This is a genomic window from Sediminivirga luteola (assembly GCF_014639315.1).
In the GTDB taxonomy this organism is placed as follows: Bacteria; Actinomycetota; Actinomycetes; order Actinomycetales; family Brevibacteriaceae; genus Sediminivirga; species Sediminivirga luteola.
In genome coordinates this window covers 261,286-285,393 of the sequence record NZ_BMFY01000003.1, presented here as the reverse complement: position 1 = coordinate 285,393, position 24,108 = coordinate 261,286, and the positions used below count along the sequence as shown (strand labels likewise).

Annotated in this window: 24 protein-coding genes and 1 tRNA gene; 14 read left to right on the top strand and 11 right to left on the bottom strand. The window is 69.7% G+C overall.

What is annotated here, in order from left to right; translation table 11 throughout:
* Window positions 1-14: 14 nt before the first annotated feature.
* Entirely contained in the window at window positions 15-1,172 is a 1,158-nt protein-coding gene (locus IEW13_RS04760) for a site-2 protease family protein (protein ID WP_188549786.1), read from the bottom strand.
* 34 nt (window positions 1,173-1,206) lie between these two features.
* Between IEW13_RS04760 and IEW13_RS04755 the strand changes: the two genes are divergently transcribed.
* Entirely contained in the window at window positions 1,207-2,007 is an 801-nt protein-coding gene (locus IEW13_RS04755; protein WP_188549785.1) for a RecB family exonuclease, read from the top strand.
* 36 nt (window positions 2,008-2,043) lie between these two features.
* On the opposite strand, the gene IEW13_RS04750 is transcribed toward IEW13_RS04755, so the two are convergent.
* A complete protein-coding gene (locus IEW13_RS04750) occupies window positions 2,044-2,733 on the bottom strand; it encodes an HAD family hydrolase (RefSeq protein ID WP_229744936.1) in 690 nt (229 codons plus the stop codon).
* Window positions 2,734-2,791: 58 nt separating this feature from the next.
* On the opposite strand from IEW13_RS04750, the gene IEW13_RS04745 reads away from it, so the two are divergent.
* Window positions 2,792-3,697 carry a proteasome assembly chaperone family protein gene (locus IEW13_RS04745; RefSeq protein WP_188549783.1) on the top strand — a complete coding sequence of 302 codons (906 nt, stop codon included), beginning with the start codon at window positions 2,792-2,794 and terminating at the stop codon, window positions 3,695-3,697.
* 12 nt (window positions 3,698-3,709) lie between these two features.
* Here the strand turns inward: IEW13_RS04745 and mshC are convergent, their stop codons facing one another.
* From mshC to IEW13_RS04730, 3 genes are read right to left on the bottom strand one after another with little or no spacing between them, the layout of a single operon-like run.
* On the bottom strand, window positions 3,710-4,945 hold the full coding sequence (gene mshC / locus IEW13_RS04740) for a cysteine--1-D-myo-inosityl 2-amino-2-deoxy-alpha-D-glucopyranoside ligase (RefSeq protein WP_188549782.1): 1,236 nt from the start codon (window positions 4,943-4,945) through the stop codon (window positions 3,710-3,712).
* Between the two features lie 10 nt (window positions 4,946-4,955).
* Window positions 4,956-5,852, bottom strand: coding sequence for an SCO1664 family protein (locus IEW13_RS04735; RefSeq protein WP_188549781.1), 897 nt, complete (start codon window positions 5,850-5,852; stop codon window positions 4,956-4,958).
* A 7-nt stretch (window positions 5,853-5,859) separates the two neighbouring features.
* Window positions 5,860-6,429, bottom strand: coding sequence for a DUF3090 domain-containing protein (locus IEW13_RS04730; protein ID WP_188549780.1), 570 nt, complete (start codon window positions 6,427-6,429; stop codon window positions 5,860-5,862).
* 40 nt (window positions 6,430-6,469) lie between these two features.
* Here IEW13_RS04730 and IEW13_RS04725 point away from each other — a divergent pair, with 40 nt between their 5' ends.
* Entirely contained in the window at window positions 6,470-7,144 is a 675-nt protein-coding gene (locus IEW13_RS04725; protein WP_188549779.1) for a histidine phosphatase family protein, read from the top strand.
* Window positions 7,145-7,165: 21 nt separating this feature from the next.
* Here the strand turns inward: IEW13_RS04725 and IEW13_RS04720 are convergent, their stop codons facing one another.
* Window positions 7,166-7,993 carry an undecaprenyl-diphosphate phosphatase gene (locus tag IEW13_RS04720; RefSeq protein ID WP_188549778.1) on the bottom strand — a complete coding sequence of 276 codons (828 nt, stop codon included), beginning with the start codon at window positions 7,991-7,993 and terminating at the stop codon, window positions 7,166-7,168.
* A gap of 121 nt (window positions 7,994-8,114) precedes the next feature.
* Between IEW13_RS04720 and IEW13_RS04715 the strand changes: the two genes are divergently transcribed.
* Window positions 8,115-9,047, top strand: coding sequence for an aldo/keto reductase (locus IEW13_RS04715; RefSeq protein WP_188549777.1), 933 nt, complete (start codon window positions 8,115-8,117; stop codon window positions 9,045-9,047).
* Between the two features lie 69 nt (window positions 9,048-9,116).
* Here IEW13_RS04715 and IEW13_RS04710 read toward each other — a convergent pair whose 3' ends face one another.
* The gene (locus IEW13_RS04710; RefSeq protein ID WP_188549776.1) at window positions 9,117-9,473 is read right to left on the bottom strand and encodes a hypothetical protein; all 357 of its coding nucleotides are present in this window, start codon (window positions 9,471-9,473) and stop codon (window positions 9,117-9,119) included.
* Between the two features lie 84 nt (window positions 9,474-9,557).
* Between IEW13_RS04710 and IEW13_RS04705 the strand changes: the two genes are divergently transcribed.
* From IEW13_RS04705 to IEW13_RS04685, 5 genes are all read left to right on the top strand, one after another.
* Entirely contained in the window at window positions 9,558-9,755 is a 198-nt protein-coding gene (locus tag IEW13_RS04705) for a DUF5703 family protein (protein WP_229744935.1), read from the top strand.
* On the top strand, window positions 9,752-10,732 hold the full coding sequence (locus IEW13_RS04700) for a DMT family transporter (protein ID WP_188549774.1): 981 nt from the start codon (window positions 9,752-9,754) through the stop codon (window positions 10,730-10,732). Before IEW13_RS04705 ends, IEW13_RS04700 begins: the two co-directional genes overlap by 4 nt.
* 83 nt (window positions 10,733-10,815) lie before the next feature.
* The gene (locus IEW13_RS04695; RefSeq protein WP_188549773.1) at window positions 10,816-11,628 is read left to right on the top strand and encodes a siderophore-interacting protein; all 813 of its coding nucleotides are present in this window, start codon (window positions 10,816-10,818) and stop codon (window positions 11,626-11,628) included.
* Between the two features lie 103 nt (window positions 11,629-11,731).
* Window positions 11,732-12,058 carry a divalent-cation tolerance protein CutA gene (cutA, locus tag IEW13_RS04690; protein WP_188549772.1) on the top strand — a complete coding sequence of 109 codons (327 nt, stop codon included), beginning with the start codon at window positions 11,732-11,734 and terminating at the stop codon, window positions 12,056-12,058.
* Window positions 12,055-12,741: an HAD family hydrolase gene (locus tag IEW13_RS04685; protein ID WP_188549771.1), complete on the top strand. Its 687-nt coding sequence runs from the start codon at window positions 12,055-12,057 to the stop codon at window positions 12,739-12,741. Before cutA ends, IEW13_RS04685 begins: the two co-directional genes overlap by 4 nt.
* 3 nt (window positions 12,742-12,744) lie before the next feature.
* Here IEW13_RS04685 and IEW13_RS04680 read toward each other — a convergent pair whose 3' ends face one another.
* Entirely contained in the window at window positions 12,745-16,200 is a 3,456-nt protein-coding gene (locus IEW13_RS04680; RefSeq protein WP_188549770.1) for a VWA domain-containing protein, read from the bottom strand.
* A gap of 230 nt (window positions 16,201-16,430) precedes the next feature.
* On the opposite strand from IEW13_RS04680, the gene IEW13_RS04675 reads away from it, so the two are divergent.
* From IEW13_RS04675 to IEW13_RS04655, 5 genes are all read left to right on the top strand, one after another.
* On the top strand, window positions 16,431-16,733 hold the full coding sequence (locus tag IEW13_RS04675; RefSeq protein ID WP_188549769.1) for a hypothetical protein: 303 nt from the start codon (window positions 16,431-16,433) through the stop codon (window positions 16,731-16,733).
* A gap of 130 nt (window positions 16,734-16,863) precedes the next feature.
* Window positions 16,864-16,949: transfer RNA gene (locus IEW13_RS04670), tRNA-Leu, on the top strand.
* 500 nt (window positions 16,950-17,449) lie between these two features.
* Window positions 17,450-18,430, top strand: a complete 981-nt coding sequence (locus tag IEW13_RS04665; protein ID WP_229744934.1) for an alpha/beta hydrolase — start codon at window positions 17,450-17,452, stop codon at window positions 18,428-18,430.
* A 116-nt stretch (window positions 18,431-18,546) separates the two neighbouring features.
* Window positions 18,547-19,629, top strand: a complete 1,083-nt coding sequence (locus IEW13_RS04660; RefSeq protein ID WP_188549768.1) for a helix-turn-helix domain-containing protein — start codon at window positions 18,547-18,549, stop codon at window positions 19,627-19,629.
* A 147-nt stretch (window positions 19,630-19,776) separates the two neighbouring features.
* Window positions 19,777-20,331: a phospholipase A2 family protein gene (locus tag IEW13_RS04655; protein WP_188549767.1), complete on the top strand. Its 555-nt coding sequence runs from the start codon at window positions 19,777-19,779 to the stop codon at window positions 20,329-20,331.
* Window positions 20,332-20,409: 78 nt separating this feature from the next.
* Here IEW13_RS04655 and IEW13_RS04650 read toward each other — a convergent pair whose 3' ends face one another.
* The 3 genes from IEW13_RS04650 to IEW13_RS04640 are packed head-to-tail and all read right to left on the bottom strand — an operon-like array spanning window position 20,410 to window position 24,019.
* Window positions 20,410-21,375 (bottom strand): MaoC family dehydratase, encoded by a 966-nt coding sequence (locus IEW13_RS04650; protein ID WP_229744946.1) that lies wholly within the window; start codon window positions 21,373-21,375, stop codon window positions 20,410-20,412.
* 5 nt (window positions 21,376-21,380) lie between these two features.
* Window positions 21,381-22,712, bottom strand: coding sequence for a 3-oxoacyl-ACP reductase (locus IEW13_RS04645; RefSeq protein WP_188549765.1), 1,332 nt, complete (start codon window positions 22,710-22,712; stop codon window positions 21,381-21,383).
* The gene (locus IEW13_RS04640; RefSeq protein ID WP_188549764.1) at window positions 22,709-24,019 is read right to left on the bottom strand and encodes an acetyl-CoA C-acetyltransferase; all 1,311 of its coding nucleotides are present in this window, start codon (window positions 24,017-24,019) and stop codon (window positions 22,709-22,711) included. The genes IEW13_RS04645 and IEW13_RS04640 overlap by 4 nt, the downstream gene beginning before the upstream one ends.
* Window positions 24,020-24,108 lie beyond the last annotated feature (89 nt).

The window sequence follows — 24,108 nt, the reverse complement described above, 5'->3', positions numbered from 1 at the left end:
CGTGAGCTGCGCCCTCACCCCGGGTGCAAGATGTCGTCTGAGAGTTCCTGCACATCGAGCAGGCCGACGAGGGTGTTGCCGCGCAGCAGCAGCACGAAGGCGGTCGAGTCCCGCAGCTGGAGTTCCTCGACCAGGTGCACGGCGGTGATGTCCTCCGGCACGCCGATCCAGGGGCCCAGTACGCGGGAGACCTGGTCCAGGGTGACGTCGTTCCACTGCTCCACCGGGATGCGGCGGGCCGCGGAGCGATCGACGATGCCCATCGGGATGCCCTGGGAGTCCACCACGATGATGAGGGCGGAACCGTCCTCGCGTTCGGCCGAGCGAATCGCCTCGGCGATGCTGGTCAGCCGGTCCGCGGCGATGGCCGGCTGCACCAGCCGGCTCAGGTCGTAGGTCTCGATGCGGCGCTGCAGGCGCGCGACGCGCAGCTCTTTGTGGATGTAGAACCACAGCACCGCCGCGATGCTCACGGTCCACACCAGCACGATGATGTCCGGCAGCTGACCCTTGAGCAGCGGCGGCAGCACCACGACCGCCAGCAGCACGACGATGAAGCCGTAGCCGAGCCAGCAGGCGATGACGGTGCCCTTGGAGAGGCTGCCGGTGAGCCGCCAGATGAGATGCTGCAGCGCGCGCCCGCCGTCGAGCGGGATGCCCGGCAGGATGTTCACGGTGCCCAGGGCGACGTTCGCGAAGGTCACCGCGACCAGCAGCAGCCAGGCGATGCTCCCGGCCTGCGTGGCCTGGAGGGCGATCCACCCGACGCCGGCCAGGACGAAGTTCACCACGGGACCGACAACGGCGATCACGATCCCCTGGGTCGCGGCCTGCGGGGATTCCTTGGGCCGGCCCGGGAGGGTGTCCGTGTAGCCGCCCCAGACGTTCAGCACGATGGACACGACGGTGCTGCCGTAGGCGCGGGCCGCGACGCCGTGCGCCACCTCGTGCAGGAACACCGAGGCGAAGAGCAGAACGGCGTAGCAGAAGGCCACGGCGACGGCGGTTCCGCCCAGATCCGGGCGCATCGTCAGCACCCAGGGCGTGAAGACGGCCGTGATGATGCCGGCGGCGAAGAACCAGGACCAGTCGAGCACGATGGGGGCGCCGAGGAGACGGCCCAGCCGCAGGCCCCGTGGCAGGCCGCGATGGGCGACGGTCGTGTCCGGCATGCTCGTCATTCTACGGGGCCTAAGATTGGGGAGCATGGTCGTTCTCAACGCGCTGTCCCCGTCCCGGGCCAACGACTTCCTCCAGTGCCCCTTGAAGTACCGGTTCCGCGCGGTCGACAAACTGCCGGAGCCGCCCTCGAAGGCCGCGCTCAAGGGCACCCTGGTGCACGCGGCGCTGGATGCGCTGTTCGATCTGCCCGCGGCGGACCGTCAGCCGGAGCGCGCCGGATCGCTCATCGCCCCGGCGTGGGAGACGCTGCTGGCGGCCGAGCCGGCCCACGCCGAGCTGTTCAGCGGCGAGGAGGAGCTGCGTGTCTGGCTCGCCGAGGCCGAACGGCTCTTCACGAACTATTTCGACCTGGAGCTGCCTCAGCGGCTCGAACCCAGCGGCCGGGAGGAGTTCGTGCAGCACACGCTCCAGGACGGGCTCGTGCTGCGCGGCTTCGTCGACCGCATCGACATCGCTCCCGGGGGCCAGATGCGCGTGGTCGACTACAAGACCGGCCGGCAGCCCAGACCGCAGTACAGCCGTGAGGCCCAGTTCCAGATGCGCTTCTACGCCGTGCTCATGCTGCTCACCCGCGGGGTCCTGCCGCACACCCTGCAGCTGATGTACCTCGGCAGCGGGACCGTGGTGCGCTCGCGGCCGACGCAGGAGGAGACGGACCTGGCGCTGGCCCAGATCACCGACGTGTGGGCCGAGATCCGCCGCGCCGCCGAAACCGGGCGGTGGCGCCCGGTGAAGTCCCGGCTGTGCGACTGGTGCCATTTCCGCCCGCTGTGCCCGGCCTGGGGCGGCACTCCCCCGCCCGCGCCGGAGGTCGAACTGCCCTGAGGCCGAACCGGCGCCGTCTTGGGCGCCGGCGCCGCGTCAGTGCTGTGCGGCCCCGGCCGCCAGGCGGTCGAGCTCGGCAAGGGTGACGCCCTCCAGGGAGGGCAGCAGCACCGCGCGGCCGGCTGCTTCGTCGAGGTCGACGAGGTGGCGGATGCCGAAGGCCCGGGTGCCTGCGTCCACCGCCGAGGTCAGGCCGGGGATGGAGTCCTCGAACGACAGGCAGTCCGCCGGGGCGACGCCCAGCAGTTCCGCACCGCGCAGATAAGGCTCCGGGTGCGGTTTGCCGTGGGTGACCTCGTCGCCGGGAACCACCGCGGCGAACCATTCCCCGGGGAGCGCGTGGAGCACCGCCTCGGCCAGGCGCCGGTAGGACATCGTCACCAGCGCGCACGGGATTCCCGCCTGGGCGAACTGCCGCAGCAGCTCGCGCGCGCCGGGCCGGAACGGCACGTGCGCGTGGATGCGCTCGATCACGCCGGCGATCAGCGTCTCCACGATCTCCTCCGCCGGCAGCGGCAGGCCGTGGCTGCGCAGCACCTCGGCCGAGACCATCAGCTCGTTCCCCACCAGCTGCATGCTGTCCGCGTGCGACCAGCTCAGGCCGTGGGCGTTCATCAGGGCCTGCTCCTCGGCGATCCAGTAGGGCTCGGTGTCGACGAGGGTGCCGTCCATGTCCCAGAGCGCGGCGGCGAAGGAGACGGGCGGTACGCTGAGCGGTGCGGTCATGCTCCCCATTTCATCACGGCGTGATCGAGGTGGCCGGATCAGGTTGCATAATGGACCGATGGACTGTGCAGGGATTCCGATCATCCGCGCCGCCGTGGACGCCCAGCGGGCGGCCGGCACCCGCGCCGATGACGACCGGCCGACCCTGGGAGTGATCGCCTTCGAGGGCTGGAACGACGCCGGCGAAGCCGCCACCGACGCCCTCGAACTGCTCCGGGAAACCTGGGGCGTGCGGCAGATCGCCGAGATCGACGACGAGCAGTACTACGACTTCCAGTTCACCCGGCCGCAGGTCCGCCGGGTCGGCGGCGAGTCGCGGATCGACTGGCCGCGGACCCGGATCTACTCCGGGACCCTGCCGGAGGCCGACTGCGACGTCGTGATGGTCTCCGGCATGGAGCCGTCCTTCAAATGGCGGGCGTTCTCCGCGCTGCTGGAGGAGTACCTCTCCGGCGCCGATGCGATCATCCTGCTGGGCGCGCTGCTGGCGGATGTGCCGCATTCGCGCCCGCTGCCGGTCTCGGTGACCTCCGAGGACGCCGCCCTGCGGCACGAACTCGATCTGGAGCGCAGCAGCTACGAAGGTCCGACCGGTGTGCTGGGGGTGCTGGAGAACCAGCTGGGCCTGGCGGGAATCCCGGTGGTGTCCGCCTGGGTGGCGGTGCCCAATTATGTGGCTCAGTCGCCTTCCCCGAAGGCGCAGCTGGCACTGCTGGGCCGGATGGAGGAACTCACCGGCATCACGATCCCCTACGGGGACCTGCACGAGGACGCTCAGGCCTGGGAGACCGGCGTCGACGAGCTGGCCCAGCACGACGCGGAGATCGCCGACTACGTGGCGCGCCTGGAGCAGATGCGCGACGCCACCGATCTGCCCGAGGCGAGCGGCGAGGCCATCGCGCAGGAGTTCGAACGCTTCCTGCGCCGGCGGCCGCCGGGCGACAAGGGCAGCCCCTCGTCCTGAGCGCGACGCCTCTCAGCTCAGACGGATGCCCAGCAGCGCGTCGATGGCTGCGGCCACCTCTGCTGGCTGCTCGTCGCCGTCCGGGTCCCCCTCGGGTGCGCGCTCGGCCCAGGCGTCGACGGCGCGCATCGCCCGGGCCGCGTCCAGGTCGTCGGCCAGCGCCCGGCGGATCTTCCCGGTCAGATCCCGGGCTGACGCTCCCTCGGCGAGTGCCCGGGTCCAGCGCTCGAGCCGCTCCGCGGCCGCATCGAGCATGGCCTCGTCGAACTCCCAGTCGCAGCGGTAGTGGTGGCTCAGCAGCACCAGCCGGATCACGCGCGGGTCGACGCCCTGCGCGCGCAGCCGGGAGACGAACACCAGATTGCCCCGGGACTTGCTCATCTTCTCGCCCTGATAGGCGACCATCCCGGTGTGGAGATAGGCCTTGGCGAACCGCTCCCCGGTCAGCGCCTGCGCGTGCTGGGCGCTCATCTCGTGATGGGGGAAGATCAGATCGGAGCCGCCGCCCTGGACGGTCAGCGGCAGCGCGGCGTGCTCGGCGGCGATGATGGCGCACTCGATGTGCCAGCCCGGCCGCCCAGGCCCGAGCTCGCCGCCGTTCCAGCTCGGCTCGCCCTCGCGGGCGGCGCGCCAGAGCAGCGGGTCGAGCGGATCACGCTTCCCGGGTGTGCCGGGGTCGCCGCCGCGCTCGGCGAACAGCTTGAGCATCTCCTCGCGGTCGAGCCCCGAGACGGTGCCGAACGGCGGCTTGGTGCGGGTGCGCAGGTCGTAATAGACGTCGCCGTTGCGGACCGCGTAGGCGGCGCCGGACTTGAGCAGCCGTTCCACGGCCGGGACGATCTGCGGGATGCTCTCCACCGCGCCGATGTAGTGGTCCGGCGGGATGACCCTTAAGGCCTCCATGTCCTGGCGGAACAGCTCGGTCTGACGCTCGGCCAGCTCCTGCCAGTCCTCACCGGTCGCTGCGGCACGCTCCAGCAGCGGATCGTCCACATCGGTGGTGTTCTGCACGTATGTCACCGCGAGTCCGGCATCGCGCCACAGGCGGCACAGCAGATCGAAGGCGACGTAGGTGGCGGCATGCCCCAGATGCGTGGCGTCGTACGGGGTGATGCCGCAGACGTACAGCCTGGCCTCGTCGCCCTTCTTCGGTGTGGGGACGGCGGCGCGCCCGACCGTGTCGAAGAGTTCGGGTCGCTTGGCCCGTCCGGCGAGCCGGGGGATCTCAGGTGCGGTCCACGATTTCACTTGACCCAGCTTAGGACACTCCGCGCCCGATTCCCCACAACGGGGGCCACGGCAATGCCATCCGGTCCGCTGGCGGCCGCGGGAAGGCGCCGGCGTCCAGCAGCCGGGCGGCACGCTCGACGAGTGCCTCGATCTCCTCGGCGCCCAGCAGTGGTGCGAGCGCCTGCCGTGTGTGCTCCGAACCGGCGTTGCCGAGGAGTTCGCGCTCCCAGGCGCTGAACGCCCGGCCCGAGAAGCCCCACAGGACGGTGCGGAGTTTCTCCTCCGGATGGAAGCAGAGGCCCTGATCGATGCCGTACAGCCCCGGCCGTGCCCCGGAGACGGGATCCCAGTGGCCGTACACCAGGTGGGATCCTTTCCGGTCGGCGTTGTTCGCGAGCAGGTCAAACAGGGCGATCCGGCGCAGCCCCGGCGTGTCGCGGTGGGCGATGACGACGTCCTCCCCGTCCTCGTCCTGCGCGGCGACCACCGGGATCCAGCCCGCCGTGCCGATTCCCGTGCCGCTTCTGGCACCGGCCGCCGGACTGGCCCCTGGGCCGAACTCGCGGGCAGGCAGCACGCCGATGCCGGCGCCCTCCCCCGGCGCGTTCTCGACCCATGCCTGCAGCGAGCCGAGGCCGTACCCGGGCAGTTCTCGCAGCACCGTCGGCGGGACGACGTCGAACCCGGCCAGGCGGCTCAGCCGCCACGCCGCCACCTCGCGGAGAGCGAGCGTCGCCGGCGGGAAGTCGTGCAGTCGCCGTTCACTGGCCAGCGGCTTGAACACCGCCTGCCCCATCGCGCCGCCGGCCTCCTCCACGGTGCACAGCAGCGCAGCGTTGCTCGATTCCATGATCCGGCCGAGTACCTGGACGGGGGCCCGTTCGAGCTGTGCGACCGTCGTGTCTTTCGGGGGCTTACCGCTCATCGAGGCGTCATCGGGGAATGCCGTTGGCACGGGGGCACAGGTGCCCGCCAGCGTCGAGCGGCAGTGAGCACAGCGGGCAGTCGCCCCGGCCGGCGCTGACCACCTGCTCGGCGCGGCGCACGAACTCGCGTGCCCGGGCGCCGTCCAGCGACACCCGCAGCACGTCCCGGTCGACGCCGGACTCGTCGTCGGGGCTCAGGCTCTCGCCGGCCTCGGCGTCGGCCTGGCTGAGCTCGAAGCACTCCAGCACAAGACGATCCGTGCCCGTGTCCCAGGCCAGGCTCATGGTGCCCACGCGGAACTCGGGTTCGATCGGGGTGCTCAGTTCGGCGTTGTCCACCAGCTCCGGCAGCGGCTCGGCGGGCACGCCCGCCCCGCCGGGCTGTTTCGCCAGGACGAGGTCCAGCAGGGCGTCCATCCGCTCAGCGAGGACTGATGCCTGTTCCTTCTCCACGATCACGGAGGTGATGCGCCTGCCGGACTTCGCCTGCAGGTAGAAGGTCCGTTCACCCGGCAGCCCGACGGTGCCGACGATGAAGCGGTCGGGCTCTGAGTGGTCGAAGACTGTGGCCGGCATGTTTCCTAGCGTAGTTCACGCGCGGGTTTACGGTAGTGGCATGCCCATCCTCCATCTGGTCCGGCACGGACAGAGCACGTCGAACGCCGCCGGGACGCTCGCCGGCCGCACCCCGGGCGTCGGCCTGACCTCGCGGGGCGAGCAGGAGACCCGGGCGCTGGCGGAGTTCGTCAGGGGCCTGGACCCGGCGCTGATCGCGGTGTCGCCGCTGCAGCGCTGCCAGGAGACGGCACGGCTCCTGGCAGGCACACTCGACTGGCCCGATGACCGGCTGCGCACCGCACCGGGCCTGCAGGAGGTGGATTACGGCCGGTGGGCCGGGGCGTCGCTGAAGAGCCTGACCGCGGAGCCGGCGTGGCAGCAGCTGCGCGCCGATCCGGCCGCGTTCGCCTTTCCCGGCGGGGAGACCGTGGAGCAGATGGCTACGCGCGCCCGGACCGCGGTGGAGGACCTGGACGACCAGGTTCGCCGGTCATCGGGCGAGAAAGCCGTCTGGGTCGCCGTCAGCCACGGTGACATCATCCAGGCTGTCCTCGCCTGGGCGCTCGGTATGCCGCTAGGCCGTTACCGCCGGATCGCGGTGCCTCCGGCATCGATCAGCACGGTGCACCTCGGACCGGAGCCGCTGGTCACCCTGATAGGCGCCCGCCCGGAGTTCGGCACCCCGGCGGCCCAGGACCCCACCGGCGGGCCGGCACGCATCGGCGGCGCCTGAGGCGGCCTTGGGCCGCAGCGGTCAGAGCGGCTGCAGCACTCCGGTGCCCAGCAGGATGAAGAGCAGGATGCCCAGTCCGACGCGGTACCAGACGAAGATCCAGTAGCTGTGGCTGGAGATGTACTTCAGGAACGCCACGATCACGACGTAGCCGACCACGAAGGACACCGCCGTGGCGGCGATGGTCGGGCCCCAGCCGAGCACCATCGGCTCGCCGATGCTGCGGTACAGACCGAAGAACCCTGAACCGAAGACCGCCGGCAGTGCCAGCAGGAACGAGTAGTAGGCCGCCGACTGGCGAGTGTAGCCCAGCACGAGGCCCGTGGTGATGGTGCCGCCGGAGCGGGACACGCCGGGGACGAGGGCGAGTGCCTGGCCGAAACCGTAGATGATGCCGTGCTTCCAGGTGAGCTGCTGCAAGGAGCGCTCCTTGCGGCTGAACTTGTCGGCCAGGCCCAGGGCCAGCCCGAAGACGATCAGCATCGTCGCCACGATCCACAGCGAGCGGAAGACGCTGTCGATGCTGTCCTCGAACAGCAGGCCCAGGACCACGATGGGAATGGTGCCGACGATGATGAACCAGCCCATTCTCACGTCCGGGTCACTGGCCGGGCGCTTGCGCGCCACCCAGCCGAACCAGGCAGTGACGATCCTGCGGATGTCCTTCCAGAAGTAGACGAGCACGGCCGTCTCGGTGCCCAGCTGCACGATCGCGGTGAAGAACGCGCCGGGATCGTTGCCCGGCAGCATGAGCTCGCCGACGATCCGCACATGCGCCGATGAGGAGACTGGAAGGAACTCCGTGAGCCCTTGCACGATCCCCAGAACGATGGCCGTGAGCCATTCCATCGGCGCCCCTCCCGTTTGACCTCTGCCGCTTGCGCCGCGGGCTCGCACGGGGCCGCGGCCGGACCCGCCACCCGAGCATACACGCCGATCAGGGCTGAAAAACCGCTAGGCTGGGAGCACTATGGACACAACGCCGGTGGGCAGATCTGGGCTGCGCGTGTCGGACATCGGTCTCGGCACTCTGGAGTGGGGCGGGCGGGTGGATGCCCGCACCGCTGGCGAACTGCTGGAACGCTATCTCGACCTGGGCGGAAGCCTGGTGGAACTGCCGTCGGCCGTCTCGCCGGCCGCTGAGATCCTGGGTTCGTTGCTGCCGGACACCGGCGCCGATTCCCAGCCGATACTATGCGCACGTTCAGGTGTCAGGATGGCAGCGGACGGTCCCGTCGCCGACGCCTCCCGCGGCACGCTGCTCGGACAGCTGGACGCGGTGCTGGCCACCCTCGGGCGCAGCGCTGTCGACCTCTGGGTGATCGACGTCTGGGATGCCTCGGTACCGCTGGACGAGACCCTGTCGGCGATGGAGACCGCCTGGCGGTCGGGGCGCGTGCGCTATCTGGGCCTGTCCCACTACGCGGCCTGGCAGATCGCGGCAGTGGCCGGCCAGCTGCCGGTGACGGCCGTGCTGGCGGAGCACTCCCTGGTGCATCGTGCCGCGGAGCCCGATCTCCTCCAGGTGTGTGACCACTACGGCATCGGCGTGATCGCCGGTGCGGCGCTGGGCCGGGGCGTGCTCACCGGGAAGTACGCCTCCGGTGTGCCGCAGGGCTCCCGTGGCGCCGATGCCGCGCTGAGCAGGTACGTCTCCCAGCGCCTGGGCGAGCGGGAGAAGCGCGTGGTCCAGGGCGTACTGCGCGCAGCGCACGGGCTGAATCTCACGCCGGTGCAGATCGCGCTGGCGTGGTCAGCGGCGAAGCCGGGGATCAGCAGCCGGCTGGTGGCACCGCGGAACGTGGCGCAGCTGGAGGAGGTCATGACAGCCGAGCTGCCGGAGCTCCCGGAGGAGATCCTGCAGGCCCTCGACGAGGTCTCGGGCGAGTCTCGCTCGATCTGACCGAGTGAGCCCCGCGCGGGCGGAGGCCCGGGCGGGGCTCAACAGGCCGGCTGGCGGAGGCCGGAGCCGTCAGTCCTCGTCGTCCTCGACGTCGTCGAGGTCTTCGTCTTCCTCTTCGTCCTCTTCATCGAGGTCGTCCCCGTCGAGGTCCGTCTCGTCCTCCGCGTCCTCATCGTCCTCGAGGTCGTCGAAGTAGTCGTCTCCGTCCTCGCGGGCGTCCTCGACATCGTCGAAGAGCTCGAAGGGTGTGACCTCCTCGTAGGCGGTGTAGAGGGCGTCCTCGTAGACTTCGAAGGCATCGGCCACGGCGATGTAGGCGCGCTCGACTCGCAGGTCGTCGTCGCCCCGGCGGTTCGCAGCGGCGGCGAGGTGCTCACGCAGCGCGTCCACCAGCTGGTCGAGGGCGATTCGAGGATCGGTGCTCATAGGATCAAATCTAGCGCACCGGACCCCCGGGAGACAGTGCCGCCAGACGGCAGGGACAGAATGCGATGTGGAGGATGTGAGCACGTGAAGCGGAGACCGTCCGAGTACCAGTACCGCAAGGTGGCGTTCTCGCGCACCGTCGACCGCGACGACGCTCGTGAGCAGCTCACGGACGCCGCGGAATACGGGCGCTGGGAACTGGCGCGCACTCAGGTGAGCGTCGATGGCAAGCGCACCGTGTGGCTGCGCCGGAAGATCATCCGGATGCAGCGCACCGCATGAACAGCAGGGTCCTCCTCTTCCCGCTCGTCCTGTCCGCCGTCGCGGGCGCGGCGACGGCACTCCAGTCGGCCGCCAACGGCGCGCTGGGAACCGTGCTGGGCAGTCCTGCCATCGCCGCGCTGTGGTCGTTCGGTTCGGGCCTGGCCATCGTCACGGTCATCGTCCTGTGCTCGGCCCGCTCGCGCCAGGCAATGGGGCGGCTGTACCGCGGTCTATGGCGGCGGGAGTTCTCGCTGGTGCTCTCGCTGGGCGGCGTGGTCGGCGCGTTCCTCGTCGCAGTGCAGGCGTTCGTGGTGCCTCATCTCGGGGTGGCGCTCTCCACGATCGCCATCATCGCCGGCAATGTGACCGCCGCGAACGTCGTGGACTGGATCGGTTTCGGTCCCGGCCGGGCCAGGCGTCCCGCCGCCGGCCGCCTTGCCGGTAGCGTCCTGATCATCGCCGCCGTCGTGGTGTCCAGCGGCCACCGCCTCGGCGACGGCGAAGGAGGTCTCTGGCTCGCGGCGCTGCCCTTCGCAGCCGGGTTCGCGATGGCGTTCCAGCAAGCCGCCAACGGCCGGGTGCGCGCCTTCTGCGGGGACGCCATGACGACGACGTTCAACAACTTCTTCGTCGGCACGGCGGCCCTCGCCGGGCTGGTGGGGATCATGCTGCTGGCCGGGCACAGGCCTAGCGGGGACTTGCCGGGGCTGGCCGACTGGTGGATGCTCACCGGCGGCGCGCTCGGCGTGGGATTCATCGCGGTCGCCGCTGCGATCGTCGCGCAACTGGGCGTGCTCCTGATGGGGCTCGGCAACGTTTTCGGCCAGCTGTTCGCCTCCCTGGCGATGGACGCCGTGATCCCGCATGTCGGCGCGACGGTGACCTGGTGGACCGTGGCAGGGGTGCTCCTCGCCCTGGTGGGCATGGTCATCGCCTCACTGCCGGGCGGCCGGCGCAGGGGCGGCGGGCGCCGGATGCTGCCGCTGGACGAATGAGACGGTCGTCACCGCGACACGGCGCGGATCTCACATAGGGTAGGCATTACTAACCACCCATCCCCGGAGAACAGCGAGGTTCCATGGCCCGGCACATCCGGCCCCAGCATCAGCTCACCGTCACCCGTCAGGAATGGCTCAGCCGTAGCCTGGTCCGTCTGTGGCTCTCCGGCGCTCCGGCGGACGTTTTCGGCGACCGGCCCCACACGGACGCGTACTTCAAGATCTTCGTCCCCGGCACCGCTCCGCTGCCGGCGCCGCCGATCGATATCCAGGAACTCCGGGCGACGCTGCCGCCCGAGGCCGCTCCGGCCCGGCGCACCTACACGCTGCGCGGTTACGACGCCGAGCGCGGCGAGCTGGCCATCGAGTTCGTCTCCCATGGCGATCATGGCCGCGCGGGCCCCTGGGCCGCGGGCGTGCGGCCGGGCGATCAACTGGTGGTCAGCGAGCCCGGTGGCGGCTACGCACCGGATCCAGCGGCGGAGTGGCATCTTTTCGCCGGCGACGAATCGGCGCTGCCCGCCATCGCCTCGGCCCTGGAGGCGTTGGCCCCCGGAGGCCGCGGGCACGCCCTCATCGAGGTGAACGGCCCCGAGGACGAAGTGCCCCTGGAGGTGCCGGACGGCATCGAGGTGCGCTGGCTGCACCGCGCCGGGGCGGAAGCCGGTACCACCACGCTGCTGCCGGAGGCATTGGCCGCGCTGCCGTGGCCCGGCGGGGACGTGCAGGTCTTCGCCCATGGCGAGCGGGGCGCCATGAAGGCGATCCGCGACGTCCTGGCGCCGCGTGAGATCCCCCGGGAACGCCTTTCGCTGTCCGCGTACTGGGCGCACGGCCGCGCCGAGGACCAGTTCCAGGCGGAGAAACGCCAGCCCATCGGGAAGATCCTCTAGGCGGGGCCGTGACGTGCTCGTGGCCGCTGCCACAGGAGGCTCCGCCGCCGGAGCTGCACCGGCGGGCCTCGACCATGCGCTCAAGGGACGGCAGACTGGAGGCATGCCTTCCTCCCGCCACGTCGTCGCGCAGACCACCGTGGACAGTTCCGAGCTCGCCGAGCGACTGGCCACCGATGCCGTGGAGCGGCGCCTGGCGGCCTGCGTGCAGATCACTCCCGTCACCAGCGTCTACCGCTGGAAGGATGGCGTGCAGCGGGAAGCAGAGTTCCTGCTGAGCCTTAAGACCACCGCCTCGCAGGTACGCGGACTTCGGGCGTTCCTGGAACAGGAACATCCCTACGACGAGCCCGAGTTCCTGGTACTGCCGGTCATCGAGGGCAGCGACTCTTACCTGCGGTGGATCGATGAGAGCACTGGCACCTCATGACCGCCGGCCATGTCGCCACGTTCGATTGCTATCGCACGCTGATCGATTTCGATCTGAACCGGGCGACGTTGCCGATCGTCCGGGAGCGTCTCGACGAGGTCGGGATCGACCACGCGGAGTTCCTGGACAATCTGCGGGTGATGCGCTTCCACGCCGTCGCACAGGGCCCCTACCGGCGCTACCAGGGCCTGATCCGGGAGACCCTGGAGGTGTGCATGCTGCTGCACGGCGCCGAGTACCGGCCCGAATACGGCGACCAGCTCGTCGAGGACGCCCGGCAGTTTCCCGTCTTCCCGGAAGTACCTGAGGCGCTGCGGCAGCGGAGGGCCCTCGGGGTCCAGCTGGCCATCATCTCCAACTCGGACCGCGACTTCATCCCACACCACATCGAGACGATCGGCGTCGATTTCGACTACGTCGTCACCGCCGAGGACGCCGGGTGGTACAAACCGCGCGCGGGTGCCTTCGAGCACCTGTTCTCCGTGCTCGACCGGGACCCCGCGCTGATCACGCACGTCGCGCAGGGCTGGGACTACGACATCATGCCCACCAAGAAGTACGGCATCCGGCGGGTGTGGATCAACCGCTACGGCCTGCGCGGCAGCGAGGCCTACCAGCCGTACGCGGAACTGCCGGACCTGCTGACGCTGCCGGACCACTTCCAAAAGCAGGTCCTCACCTAGCCGTTAGGCCCCGGGGCGATCGCCGGTCCCGGATGCCTGGCCGCTGCGGCGCGCGCGAGTCAGGGCGATCGCACCGGCCATCAGGAGCACCGCCGCGACGGTGAGCAGGCTTACGGGTACCGGCATGCCGGTGCGCGGCAGATCGGGCTGATCACCCGGGGGCGGTCCTGGCCGCTCCCCCGGCGGCGGTTCCTGGGTGCCGGACGGATCAGTCGGCGGCACGATCGTCGGGGCCGTCGTGGGGTCTGTGGTCGGATCTGTGGTGGGGTCGATGGTCGGGTCCGTGGTGGGATCTGTGGTGGGGTCTGTGGTCGGATCGGTGGTGGGCTCGGTCGTGGGGTCGATGGTCGGGTCCGTGGTGGGGTCTGTGGTCGGATCGGTGGTTGGATCCGTGGTCGGGTCCGTGGTGGGGTCTGTGGTCGGATCGGTGGTCGGGTCCGTAGTCGGATCTGTCGTCGGGTCGGTGGTGGGATCGGTTGTTGGGTCCGTTGTCGGATCAGTCGTCGGATCCGTAGTTGGGTCCGTCGTGGGATCCGTAGTCGGGTCCGTCGTGGGATCGGTTGTCGGGTCTGTCGTGGGGTCTGTGCTCGGGTCCGGCGTCGGGGTCGGTTCATCGGCGACGTTGGTCGCCTCGCAGGTGGCGGATGCACCAGCGAGCAGCGAGAACTCCGCAGGGTCGAGTTCTTCCCCGCCTGAGGTGCAGACGAGGTCTTCGAGCGTGTAACCCTCAGGTCCGGACGATTCCGTCAGTTCGTACAGCTGGCCCGGCACCACGCTCTGCGCTTGCCCGGGTACAAGCTCGTGATCGTGCCCACCGGGGATCACCGGTGGCAGCGGCGTCAGCAGGAAGCCGAAGTCCTCCGGTGCGGCGTCCCCGCCCTCCACGATCTTCTCCACCGTGACGAACGCGGTCTGGTTCACCGCCACGCAGGTGTACTCCATGCCCAGCGGCACCACGACGGCACCCTCGGCGCCGATCGACGGATCCGGTCCGCAGACCCACGAACCCGTCGACTCGGGGAACTGCAGCGGCTCGCTGCGCAGATCGTTCTGAACGTAGTGCAACGCCTCGTGCGGTGCTCCATCGACGACCTGTTCAGCGAGCTGATACGCCGTACCGGGCGTCACCTCCACACGAGTCACCCCGGCGCTCCCGGCGACGCCGTTCGGTCCTGGCAGAGCGCCTTCGGGACCGATGGCGTCCAGATTCCACCAATCCGTCTGACCGTCGCCGCTGGCGACCTGCTTGTCCAGGGTCAGATAGCTGACGCAGTCGACCTCGTTCGTGAAGGTCCACTCGTTCAGTCCCGCTTCCAGCTCGAGCTGCGGCGAGACCGGGTCCACGGGCGGCACCTGGTCCTGGCTGTCCCCGGCATCGTAAAGACTCTCGCCGCTGCCCGGCTCCGACTCCGCCGGCGCGCCGTCCTCCACGCTGACTCCGGTGATACGGCAGCCCGGCATATTCGCGATCCCGAGCTGCTCGCTGACGGTCAGGGTACGCGCCGCCTCAGGCGCCCCGGGCGCCGCGTCATACCCGGCGCGCTCCACCGACCAGCTCTGCGGCGTCAACGCGCTCTCCGTGGGGCCCGACATGCTCAGCCGTGACTCCAGGCCGGCAGGCTGCGAGCCGTGCGGCATGTCCACGACCTCGCCGCCGCTGGAGATCCGCCAGCGCTTATGCACCTGCGCCGCAGCCGGCAGCGTCTCCGGAGGCGCTTCGTTGTAGACGATGCAGGAGACCGCGTCTTCGAGCCCGAGCTCAAGGCCCAGGGAGAACGCATCGTCGGTGACCTCGGGGGTGAACGGCACCGGGGCGTTGTCCTCGGACTTGTTCACGCATTCCGTGAACTCGGGTCTGGGCTCATAGGCGGACCACACCGGACCGGTCAGGTCCTCGGCGACGGTGACGCCGGCCGTGGGCTGGTCGAAGGACAGATCGAACGACGCGCCTCCGGTCGCGGTCCCGGTCAGCGCCGACTCCGGGGTCACAGAGACCTCGGGATCGTCCGGGTCGACGCTGAAGCGCCATGGATCGGAGGGAACGAACGCCTCCGAGGTGTCTTCAGCTCCAGGCGGCAGGATCCGTTTGATCACGGAGACGGACGGCGCGCAGCTGGCCATCACCACGTCGTGCAGCGCCTGCGCCGCCTCCTCGTAGTCCGGGGTCTGGAAGTAGTCCGCGTCGAGGATATTGGTGCCGTCGTAGGCGTCCCGGCCGGAGACGGTCCGGAGGTTGTATGCAGAGCCCGTGCCGGAGACGCCGGTGCCCACGCCGAGGGCCAGCACACGCGTCCCCTGGCTTTTGAGCAGATTCGCCGAGGCGTTGCCGTTACCGAGTTCGCGGAACCGGGTGTACCCGCTTCCGCGGTCGCGCGGCTGCCCGGACGCGCTGAGCGGATTCGGGCCGTACACCGTCGGATTGCCATCGGTGATCAGGACGGCCATGTCGAAGTGCTCCTCGCTGCCCGGATCGGCGGAGTTCGACTCGGCCACCGCCGCGAGCCCCCGGTCCCAGTTGGTGTAGTTGGTCGGCGGGTTGTCCCAATCCTCGTAGAGGGACTTGACCTGCTCGGCCTCGGAGGTGGTCGCCACCGACATGAGCGGGGTGTTGGGACCGTATCCGCTGGCGGGCGAGTCAGTGCCGAAGGTGAAGACCGCCACCTGCGAGGGGGTGCCGTGCAGGGCGTCGACGAAGGCGGACATCGACGCCTTGAGATCCTCGATGGCGTCCGCCGCGGCCACGGAACTGGACAGGTCCACCACCAGCGCGACATCCAGGCCGCACTGGGGCGGCAGCTCGGGGTTGACCCGGGAGAGCGGCCACACGCCGCCGGATGCGGTCCGGCGGGTGAACTCCGGGATCGCCTGCTGCGGGCTGGTCTGCAGGCCCGGATCCGTGATCCACTGCGAGCCGGAGCGGTACACCTGGCCGGCGACGAGCGCCGGGGTCTGGAAGACATGCCGGAGAGACTGCTGATTGGTATTGGTCAACGGCGCCGTCTGCCAGTAGGGGTTGGCGTAGTAGCTGCCGCCGGGCGCGGAGAGCGGCGCGGCCCACAACCTCGTGCCCTGCGGGACGCCATCGGTTCCCGGGCTTCCCGGCCGGATCGGCACCACGAACGAGCAGTCGCCGTCGGCGTCCGAGCTGCAGGTGAACAGCGGTTGCGGCCCCGGAGGCGTGGTGTCGACGAACCCGTCGTTGTCGTCGATGGATGCCGAGGGGTTGCTGGTGAACAACCCGAAGGTGACCCCCGCCGGGGCCGGGCCGATCGACGAAGGGCCGGTGCGCGCATCCCCGGCGTACAGCTGGACGACGGCTTCCCCCGGTCCCGGCTCCGGTACGGCTGCCTCAGCATCGGTGCCCATCAGCGCCGGCCATGCGGTCAGCGCGAGCACCATCAGGATTGCCAGCACGGAAGCCCGCGCCTGACCGAATCGGGGTCGGGTGTCCGCCGTCATGGGCCCTCCGCAAGGCATCTACGATTCCCGGGGATGGTCGCGCCGCGTCAACGCGTGCGTTACCGGCACCCTACGGCAGGGTGCCCACGGCCGGGAATGGTGTCAGGCGCACCCCGGGACGGTTGTTATGTGTCCGTGACCAGCGGCGCTCCCGCGGCCATCGCGACTCAGCCGCGCGTGTAGTGACTGCCGTGTACTGGTTGCCGCGCGCCGACGCCTACGATGAAGACATGCCGCATTCAGCAGGAGCCCCGGACAGTCGCCGCACCGATCTTCTCGGACTCGTGGTGGGAGTCGTGTGCGCCGTCGCCGTCATGGGGACCGCATTCCTGCCGGTGCCCTGGCAGCCCTATCTGCTCGTGCCGGCGCTGCTCCTGGCGCTCGCCGCCTTAGCGTACCGGCTGCGCACGGACAGCGGCCGTGGATCCAAGGACTCCGGTACCCGTCCGCCGTACTTGCTCTGGGCCTGCGTCGCCATTCCCGGAGCGCTCCTGCTGGGCCTGTTCATGCCCGTCCCGTTCTTCGGCGCCTGAGCCTCCTGACGGGCGGCTAGGGGCGGATGAGGGCGTCGGTGAGGAGTGGTCAAACACCAGCCGGCCGGATTCGCGCGGGGCGCTGAACCTCTGCTAGAGTGAACTTCGCTTCCGCCGAAGAAGGCGGCAGGTCCGGGTGGCGGAATTGGTAGACGCGCTAGCTTGAGGTGCTAGTGCCCGCTTTAGGGCGTGGGGGTTCAAGTCCCCCCTCGGACACAGATCTAGAGCCTACGCCTGCGGCGGCGAGCGATGGCTGGTTCAGCGGCTTAAGCTTCTTGGAGACTGGCCAGCTGCGGTGTAGGAGTCGGCCTCTCCCCGATTTCTTTCAGAGGCTCAACGGGATTCTCCGGGCGCGACGCCCACTCACCAGTCGCCGAAGCCTGGCTCACCCACCGCTGGGGATCAACGATCCTCCCGATGGCCATGATCTGTCCGCGGGACCCCTGAGCGCGTATAGCTTCAGTGCCCGGTGCCACTCGACGTAATCGTAGACCCGAACGCCGCCCGCTTCGGCTCCTTCTGAGCGCTCGATTTGTTCTGCGCATGGCCGCTTGGTGTGGACCAGTCCAAGCATCAGGTTGCCGGAGCAGGCGCAACTGCCCGACCCGCCATATGTCGGTTCCCGAGAACTGAAACAGGGCCAGGTGTCGGTTGTCCAGGTGATCCCGTGCGAGAAGAATTCCCTACAACCGCACGCCTGCGGCCTCATTCGACCAATGGAGATCGACATGACGCACACGAAGCATCCCGTACCCGCATTCGACCCCGAACTCGCGGCCGCGCTCGGAGCAATAGGTCAGGAACTGCCGCCAACGCTCACGCCGGAGATGATTCCCGCCTTGCGGCAGATGCCCGATGATCCGACACTCCACGAACAGATCGCGGCGGTCGGCGCGACCCACGAGGAACGCACCATCGAAGGCTTCGAGGGCGGCGAGATCCTCGTCTCCATCTTCCGCGACCCGAGCCGGAGCACTGCGGGGCCAGGAATTTATCACATCCACGGCGGCGGGATGATCACAGGGAATCGCTTGATGGGCGTTGCCGGCTTCCTCCCCTTCATCAAGAGCCACGGGGCCAGCATCGTCTCCGTTGAGTACCGGCTCGCACCGGAGTTCCCGGATCCCGTGCCCGTCGAGGACTGCTACGCGGGCCTCGTCTGGACGGCGGAACACGCCGAAGAACTCGGCATCGACCCGGCTCGCATCCTCGTCGGCGGCGCGAGCGCTGGCGGCGGGCTCTCCGCGGGTGTCACCCTGCTCGCGAGAGACCGGAAGGGCCCTGACCTTCGCGCGTCGCTGCTCATCTACCCGATGCTCGACGATCGCAACGAAACCATCTCAGCTCACCAGATCGACGGCATCGGCGTCTGGGATCGCACCAGCAATGAGACCGGCTGGACCGCGTTGCTAGGGGATCGCCGAGGCACCGATGACGTCTCGATCTACGCGGCCCCGGCGCGTGCCGAGGATCTTTCCGGCCTCCCGCCCACCTTCATCGACGTGGGCAGCGCGGAAGTGTTCCGCGATGAGAACGTCAGCTATGCCTCCCGCATCTGGGCGGCCGGCGGTGACTGCGAACTGCATGTCTGGCCGGGAGGCTTCCACGGTTTCGACAATTTTGCGCCCCATGCATGGCTGTCGGCGGCGATGGTCGAAACGCGAAACAAGTGGATCACGCGCATGCTCGATTCCTAACCTCCACTGTTCATCCACGCATCTCATCCACGCCGTCGCTTGCGCCCCTTCATTCCCTGCAGATCTCGACGCGATCCCAATACGATGGAGAGGGCGTAAGCGACGAGGAGGTCGAGATGAGAGAACTCGCCGGCAAGTTGAGCGCCCTCGACCCAGAGGCGACCGAGACGCTGAAGGTCATCGCCTACTTCGACACGCTCGTCGACGGGCGCGTCAGCATCGACGGGATCCTGCGCGGGGCAGCGGTGCTGAGCGGTACCGCCGTGGGATACCAGCCTGGCGAACGGCAGACAACCCGGCGCTACAGTTCGGACGGTGAAGCCTTAGATCCAAAGGATCCGGGATCCTGGCCCTCCCTCTCCTTCGGAGCTGGCTCCACAGTCTGGCTCGAACGCGAGGGGTCACATCATGCGAACGATGCGATGATCCTCGAACGTCTTGCGATCGCGGTCTCGGTCTCCACACAGCGCTTCGACCAGCATGCCCCTGCCAGGCGCGCCGTCGAGATCCTCGTCACCGCCGGCACCAGCGCCGACGAGCGGGAAGAAGCTCTGCTCCGGCTCCCTTTTCCGGCGCGATCCAGCTTCCGGGCGATTGCGGTACCAGTCTCCGCGACAGGTGGCGTACTACCGCATGCCCCGGACGCGGTCGTGGTGACGAGGTTCGGCATGGCGCGGGCGATACTGGCGAGCGAGGCTCCCGGTCCCGGCGGTGCGCAGCGCCTAAGCAGCGCACCGCCGCTGAGCGATGAATACCGTGAACGTGTCGGGCGCGCGGGCATCGGCACTCTGGCGAGAACGGCAGGAGACATCCCGGATTCGTGGTCCTCAGCGCTCACCGCGCTGCGGCTCGCCGGAAACACCTCTAAGCCGGTATACGCAGATGAGCTTGGCGCACTTCTTCACCTCGCCGAACTCACCCACACGGAGGCGAATCCCCACCCAGACGTGATCGCTGTGGGACGCGCGCTCGCTTCCACCTGGTGGACGGAACTTCTCCTTCAAGCAGTCGCACAGGGCTCCAGCCGCCGAGGACTCGCTACGCTCGCCGGAGTGCATCACTCCACCATGGAAGCCCGCTTGAGCAAGCTCCCGGAGCTTCTCGGCTTCGATCCTTCGCGCCCGCTCGGGCAAACCAGGCTCGGCGTGGCTCTCATGCTGCACCGACTCACGCACGCGCAGCTCGACAGTCAAGGATGAGCGTCGGCGCGCCGCGCCCTGCGGAACCTCTCAGGCCTACCGCGCTGCGATGCTGGCCGCTAGGCTCGGAAGCGCGGGTGCATCCCCCTCCAGCGCACCGGCATCGACCCCATCCCCGAACTCCCCGAACTCCCCGAAGGATCCCCCATGAGACCCCTTCCCGTCCCCATCGCCGTCCCCTTGCTCGCCGTGCTGATCGCCCTCGCGCTCATCACCACCGCCGGTGCCGTCCCCGCCGGAGCCACCACGACCGACGCCTCGTCCGAGGAACTGCAAGAGACCATCGACGACGTACGCTCCTACGTCAGCGTCGATGACTCCGGTACCGTCCGCTTCGACCGCGCCGCGGCGCTCGCCGCCGGTGAGCCCCAGGAAGTTCTCGACGCCGGCGCGCGACTGGAACAGCTCGCACGCAGCTACGAGGCCCACCAGAACGCCCCGGACGGCCCGCGCGCCTATAACGGGATCCCGGTCTGGGGCAACTGGTGCGGTCCCGGCCACGGTGGCGGCACTCCGCGCGACACTCTCGACCGGCTCTGCATGGAGCACGACAACTGCTACGCGGCGCGCGGCTACTTCGACTGCGAGTGCGATGCGCGGCTCCGCGCCGGGATCAGTCGCTCCGCCAGCAGCATGGGCACCGGTGAACGCGCCATGGCCGCTGCCATCTCGGTGTACTTCACCATCCAGCCGTGCCGCTGAACCAGGGCACTGCTCAGGGCCGCTGAATCAGCGCCCCGGCCGGCCCCAGAGCACGATGGTGGCCGGCCGGGGTGCCGCTCAGTCCAGCGGCGTGATGTTCGACCAGAGATGCGGCTTCCCGGAGCGGCGGTGCCAGGCCACCAGGCCGCTGCGATCGCCGGGCTCGGCGAAACCGGCCGCGACCGTGGCGGGGAGCACCACGGGCGCGGCGAAGCGGACCGCCCACTGCCAGCCTGCGCCGCCGGGCGCCTGCAGCGCCAGTGCCCGCGCCGCGGTGTACATGCCGTGCGCGATGGTGCGCGGGAAGCCGAAGGCACGGGCGGCCAGCGGATTGGTGTGGATCGGATTGGCGTCACCGGAGAGAGCGGCGTAGCGGCGCACATCAACCGGGCTGAAGCGCCAGAGCGCGGCCGGTTCCGGCGGCTCGAACTCATCCCGGCCGCTCTGGCCGCGGGCGTTCGCCTTCTGTTCCGCCTGCGCCTCCTGTTCCCCGCCATCGCTGAACAGGCGCACGCCCTTGGCCAGGTAAACGGAGGTCTCCTCCACCAGCAGTTCGCGGCCCGAGTGCACCGTCAGGCCGATCTCCGCGACGGTGCCCCGGCGGTGCGGTGCGAGCGTCCTGGTGAATGCCGTCAGATCCAGCGGCTCATCGAGACTCGGCAGACGGTGCACCTGTACCCGGTTGGCCGTATGCACCATCCCCAGCGGTGGCAGCGGGAAGTCCGCGTCCGTCATGACTTTCAGCGTCAGCGGGAAGCCGAGGACATGTACGTAGCTGACCGGGAGCCGGTCCGTGGCGCTCTCCCCCACATGGTGCTGGAAACGCGTCAGCTCACCGGCGTCGGCCGTGACCTGCCGCAGAGCGAACCGCGCCGGCGGCACGAGAGCTGCCGCATCGGCGCTGGAGGCGGGCAGCCGCTTGTCCTGGGCGCGGCGCTTGGCGACGGAGGCCACGGCCGCACGGCCGAACAGCCGCCGCAGCGCGGGTGTGCCGTCCAGGACCTGGGTGCTGTGCTGAGGACCGGGCTGATGCGCGGGAGCCATCTCGTTCACGCCCCGACCATGTTCTGGCCGCACACCCGCAGCACCGTCCCGTTGATCCCGCCGGCCTGCGGCGCCGCCAGGAAGGCGATGGCCTCGGCGACGTCCACCGGCAGGCCGCCCTGCTGCAGGCTGCTCAGCCGCCTGGCCACCTCGCGGGTGACCGGCGGCATCTTCGCCGTCATCTCGGTCTCGATGAACCCCGGCGCCACGGCGTTGATCGTCCCGCCGGCGCCGGCCAGCTCCGGCGCGCTCGCGCGGGTCAATCCGATGACACCGGCTTTGGAGGCCGCGTAGTTCGTCTGCCCCCGGTTCCCGGCGATGCCGGATGTGGAGGCGAGCCCGATGATGCGCGGCTCCGGCCCGAAGGCACCGGCCTCCAGCAGGCCGGCATTCAGCTGCAGCTGCGCCTGGACGTTGACGTCGAGGACCTGGTGCCACTGCTCCGGCTTCATGTTCGCCAGCAGCTTGTCCCGGGTGATGCCCGCGTTGTTGACCAGGATGTCCACCGGGCCCCTGGCCGCCTTGGCGATCTTCGCCGCCGCGTCCTCCGCGGTGATGTCCAGCTGCACCGCGGTGCCCTGGACCTCGTTCATGACGGCGGCAAGCGACTCCGAGGCCGGGACCACGTCCACGCCGATGATCCGCGCGCCGTCGCGGTGCAGCACCCGGGCGATCTCCGCGCCGATCCCGCGGGCAGCGCCGGTCACCACGGCCGTGCGTCCCTCCAGCGGCCGCGAGGGATCCGCAGGCAGCCCGCCGGCCTCCGAGCCGATGTGGAGGAACTGCCCCGAGACGTAGGCGGAGCGACCGGACAGCAGGAAACGCAGGGCGCCCAGGACCGAGGGCGCCACGGGAGCCACTCCCTCAGCCAGCACGATGCCGTTCGCGGTGGCGCCGGCCCGCATCTCGTGGGCCAGGGAACGGGTGGCGCCGTCCACCCCGCGGCGGGCGGCGGCCTGCGCAGGCGAGGCGGACGCATCGGCGTCCCGGAAGACCGTGATCACCCGGCCGCTGGGCTCCAGTGCCCGCAGCGCCCCGCCGACGGCGAGCATGACATCCCCGAGATCCGCCGGCTTCTCCACCTGATCGAAGACGGCGACGATGCCGCCGAGTCTCTCACCCGGCACAGCGTGGCGGCGCACTTCCAGGCCCCAGTCCAGCAGAGTCTCGGCGGTGCCGTCGGCCACGGCGCTCTCCCCCAGGACCAGCACCGGCGAGGCCGGCAGATCGTGTCCCTGCGAGTACCGCTTCAGCCGTACCGGCCGAGGAAGCCCCAGGGTGCCGGCCACCCGCTTGAGCGGTCCGGCCGAAACGAGGTCGAGATACTTGTCGCTCATGCTGCCTCCACGATCGCTGCGAGTCCCTGGCCGCCGGCGGCGCAGATCGAGATCAGCGCCCGCTTCGCGCCGGTCTCCTTAAGATGTTTGGCGGTCTGTGCCACGATCCGGCCGCCCGTCGCGGCGAAGGGGTGCCCGGCGGCGAGCGACGAGCCGGTGACGTTCAGCTTGCCGGGATCGATCGATCCCAGCGGCGCGTCCAAGCCGAGCCGCTCGCGGCAGAAGGACTCGTCCTCCCAGGCCGCCAGATGGCACAGCACCGTCGCGGCGAACGCCTCGTGGATCTCGTAGAAGTCGAAGTCCTGCAGGGACAGCCCGTTGCGTTCCAGCAACCGCGGGACCGCGTAGGCGGGCGCCATCAGCAGCCCGTCCCTGCCGCTGACGAAGTCGACGGCGGCCGCCTCGACATCGACCAGATGCGCCAGCACCTCGATGCCCTGCTCCGCCGCCCACTCCCGGCTGCCGAGCAGGACGGTGGCGGCGCCATCGGTCAGCGGCGTGGAGTTTCCCGCCGTCATCGTCGCCGGAGTGCTCAGGCTCTTGCCGAATACCGGTGAGAGCTTCGCGAGCTTGTCCACGCTCGTATCGGGGCGCAGCGTGGTGTCGCGGTACACGCCGCGATACGACGTCACCAGATCGTCGAAGAAGCCGCGGTCCCAGGCCGCCGCCAGATTGCGGTGGCTCCGCGCGGCGAGCTCGTCCTGCGCCTCGCGGCTGATGCCCCACTGAGCGGTGGTGAGCGCCTGATGCTCACCCATCGACAGGCCGGTGCGCGGTTCGGCCGTGCCGGGTGCCTGCGGCACCAGATCGGCCGGCCGGATACGCGCGAGCGCCCGTACCCGGTCCGCCGGCTTCTTCGCCCGGCTGGCGGCCAGCAGTGCCCGCCGCAGCCCCTCCGTGACGACGATCGGCGCATCCGAGGCCGAGTCGACCCCGGCGGCGACACCGGAGTCGATCTGCCCGAGCCGGATCTTCTGCGCGATCGACGCCACGGTTTCCAGACCGGTCGCGCAGGCCTGGCCGACGTCGAACGCGGGCGTGGCGGGATCAAGAGCGGATCCCAGCACCGACTCGCGCGTGAGATTGAAGTCCTTCGAGTGCTTCAGCACGGCGCCGCCGGCAACCTCGCCGAGTCGCACGCCCTGAAGACCGAACCGGGCGATGAGGCCGTCGAGCGCGCTCGTGAGCATGTCCTTGTTGCTCACCTCCGCGTACTTCCCGTTGGCCTTGGCGAAGGGAATGCGGTTGCCGCCGAGGATCGCCGCCGGCCGGACCTTCCCCTGCGTATCCGTGGACTGTGATGCCATGTGGATCTCCTCTCGTGGATCGCCGGCGGGGCGCGCTCACGCGCGGGCAGCCGTACTTACGAACAGTACTGACAGTACATGATACTGTC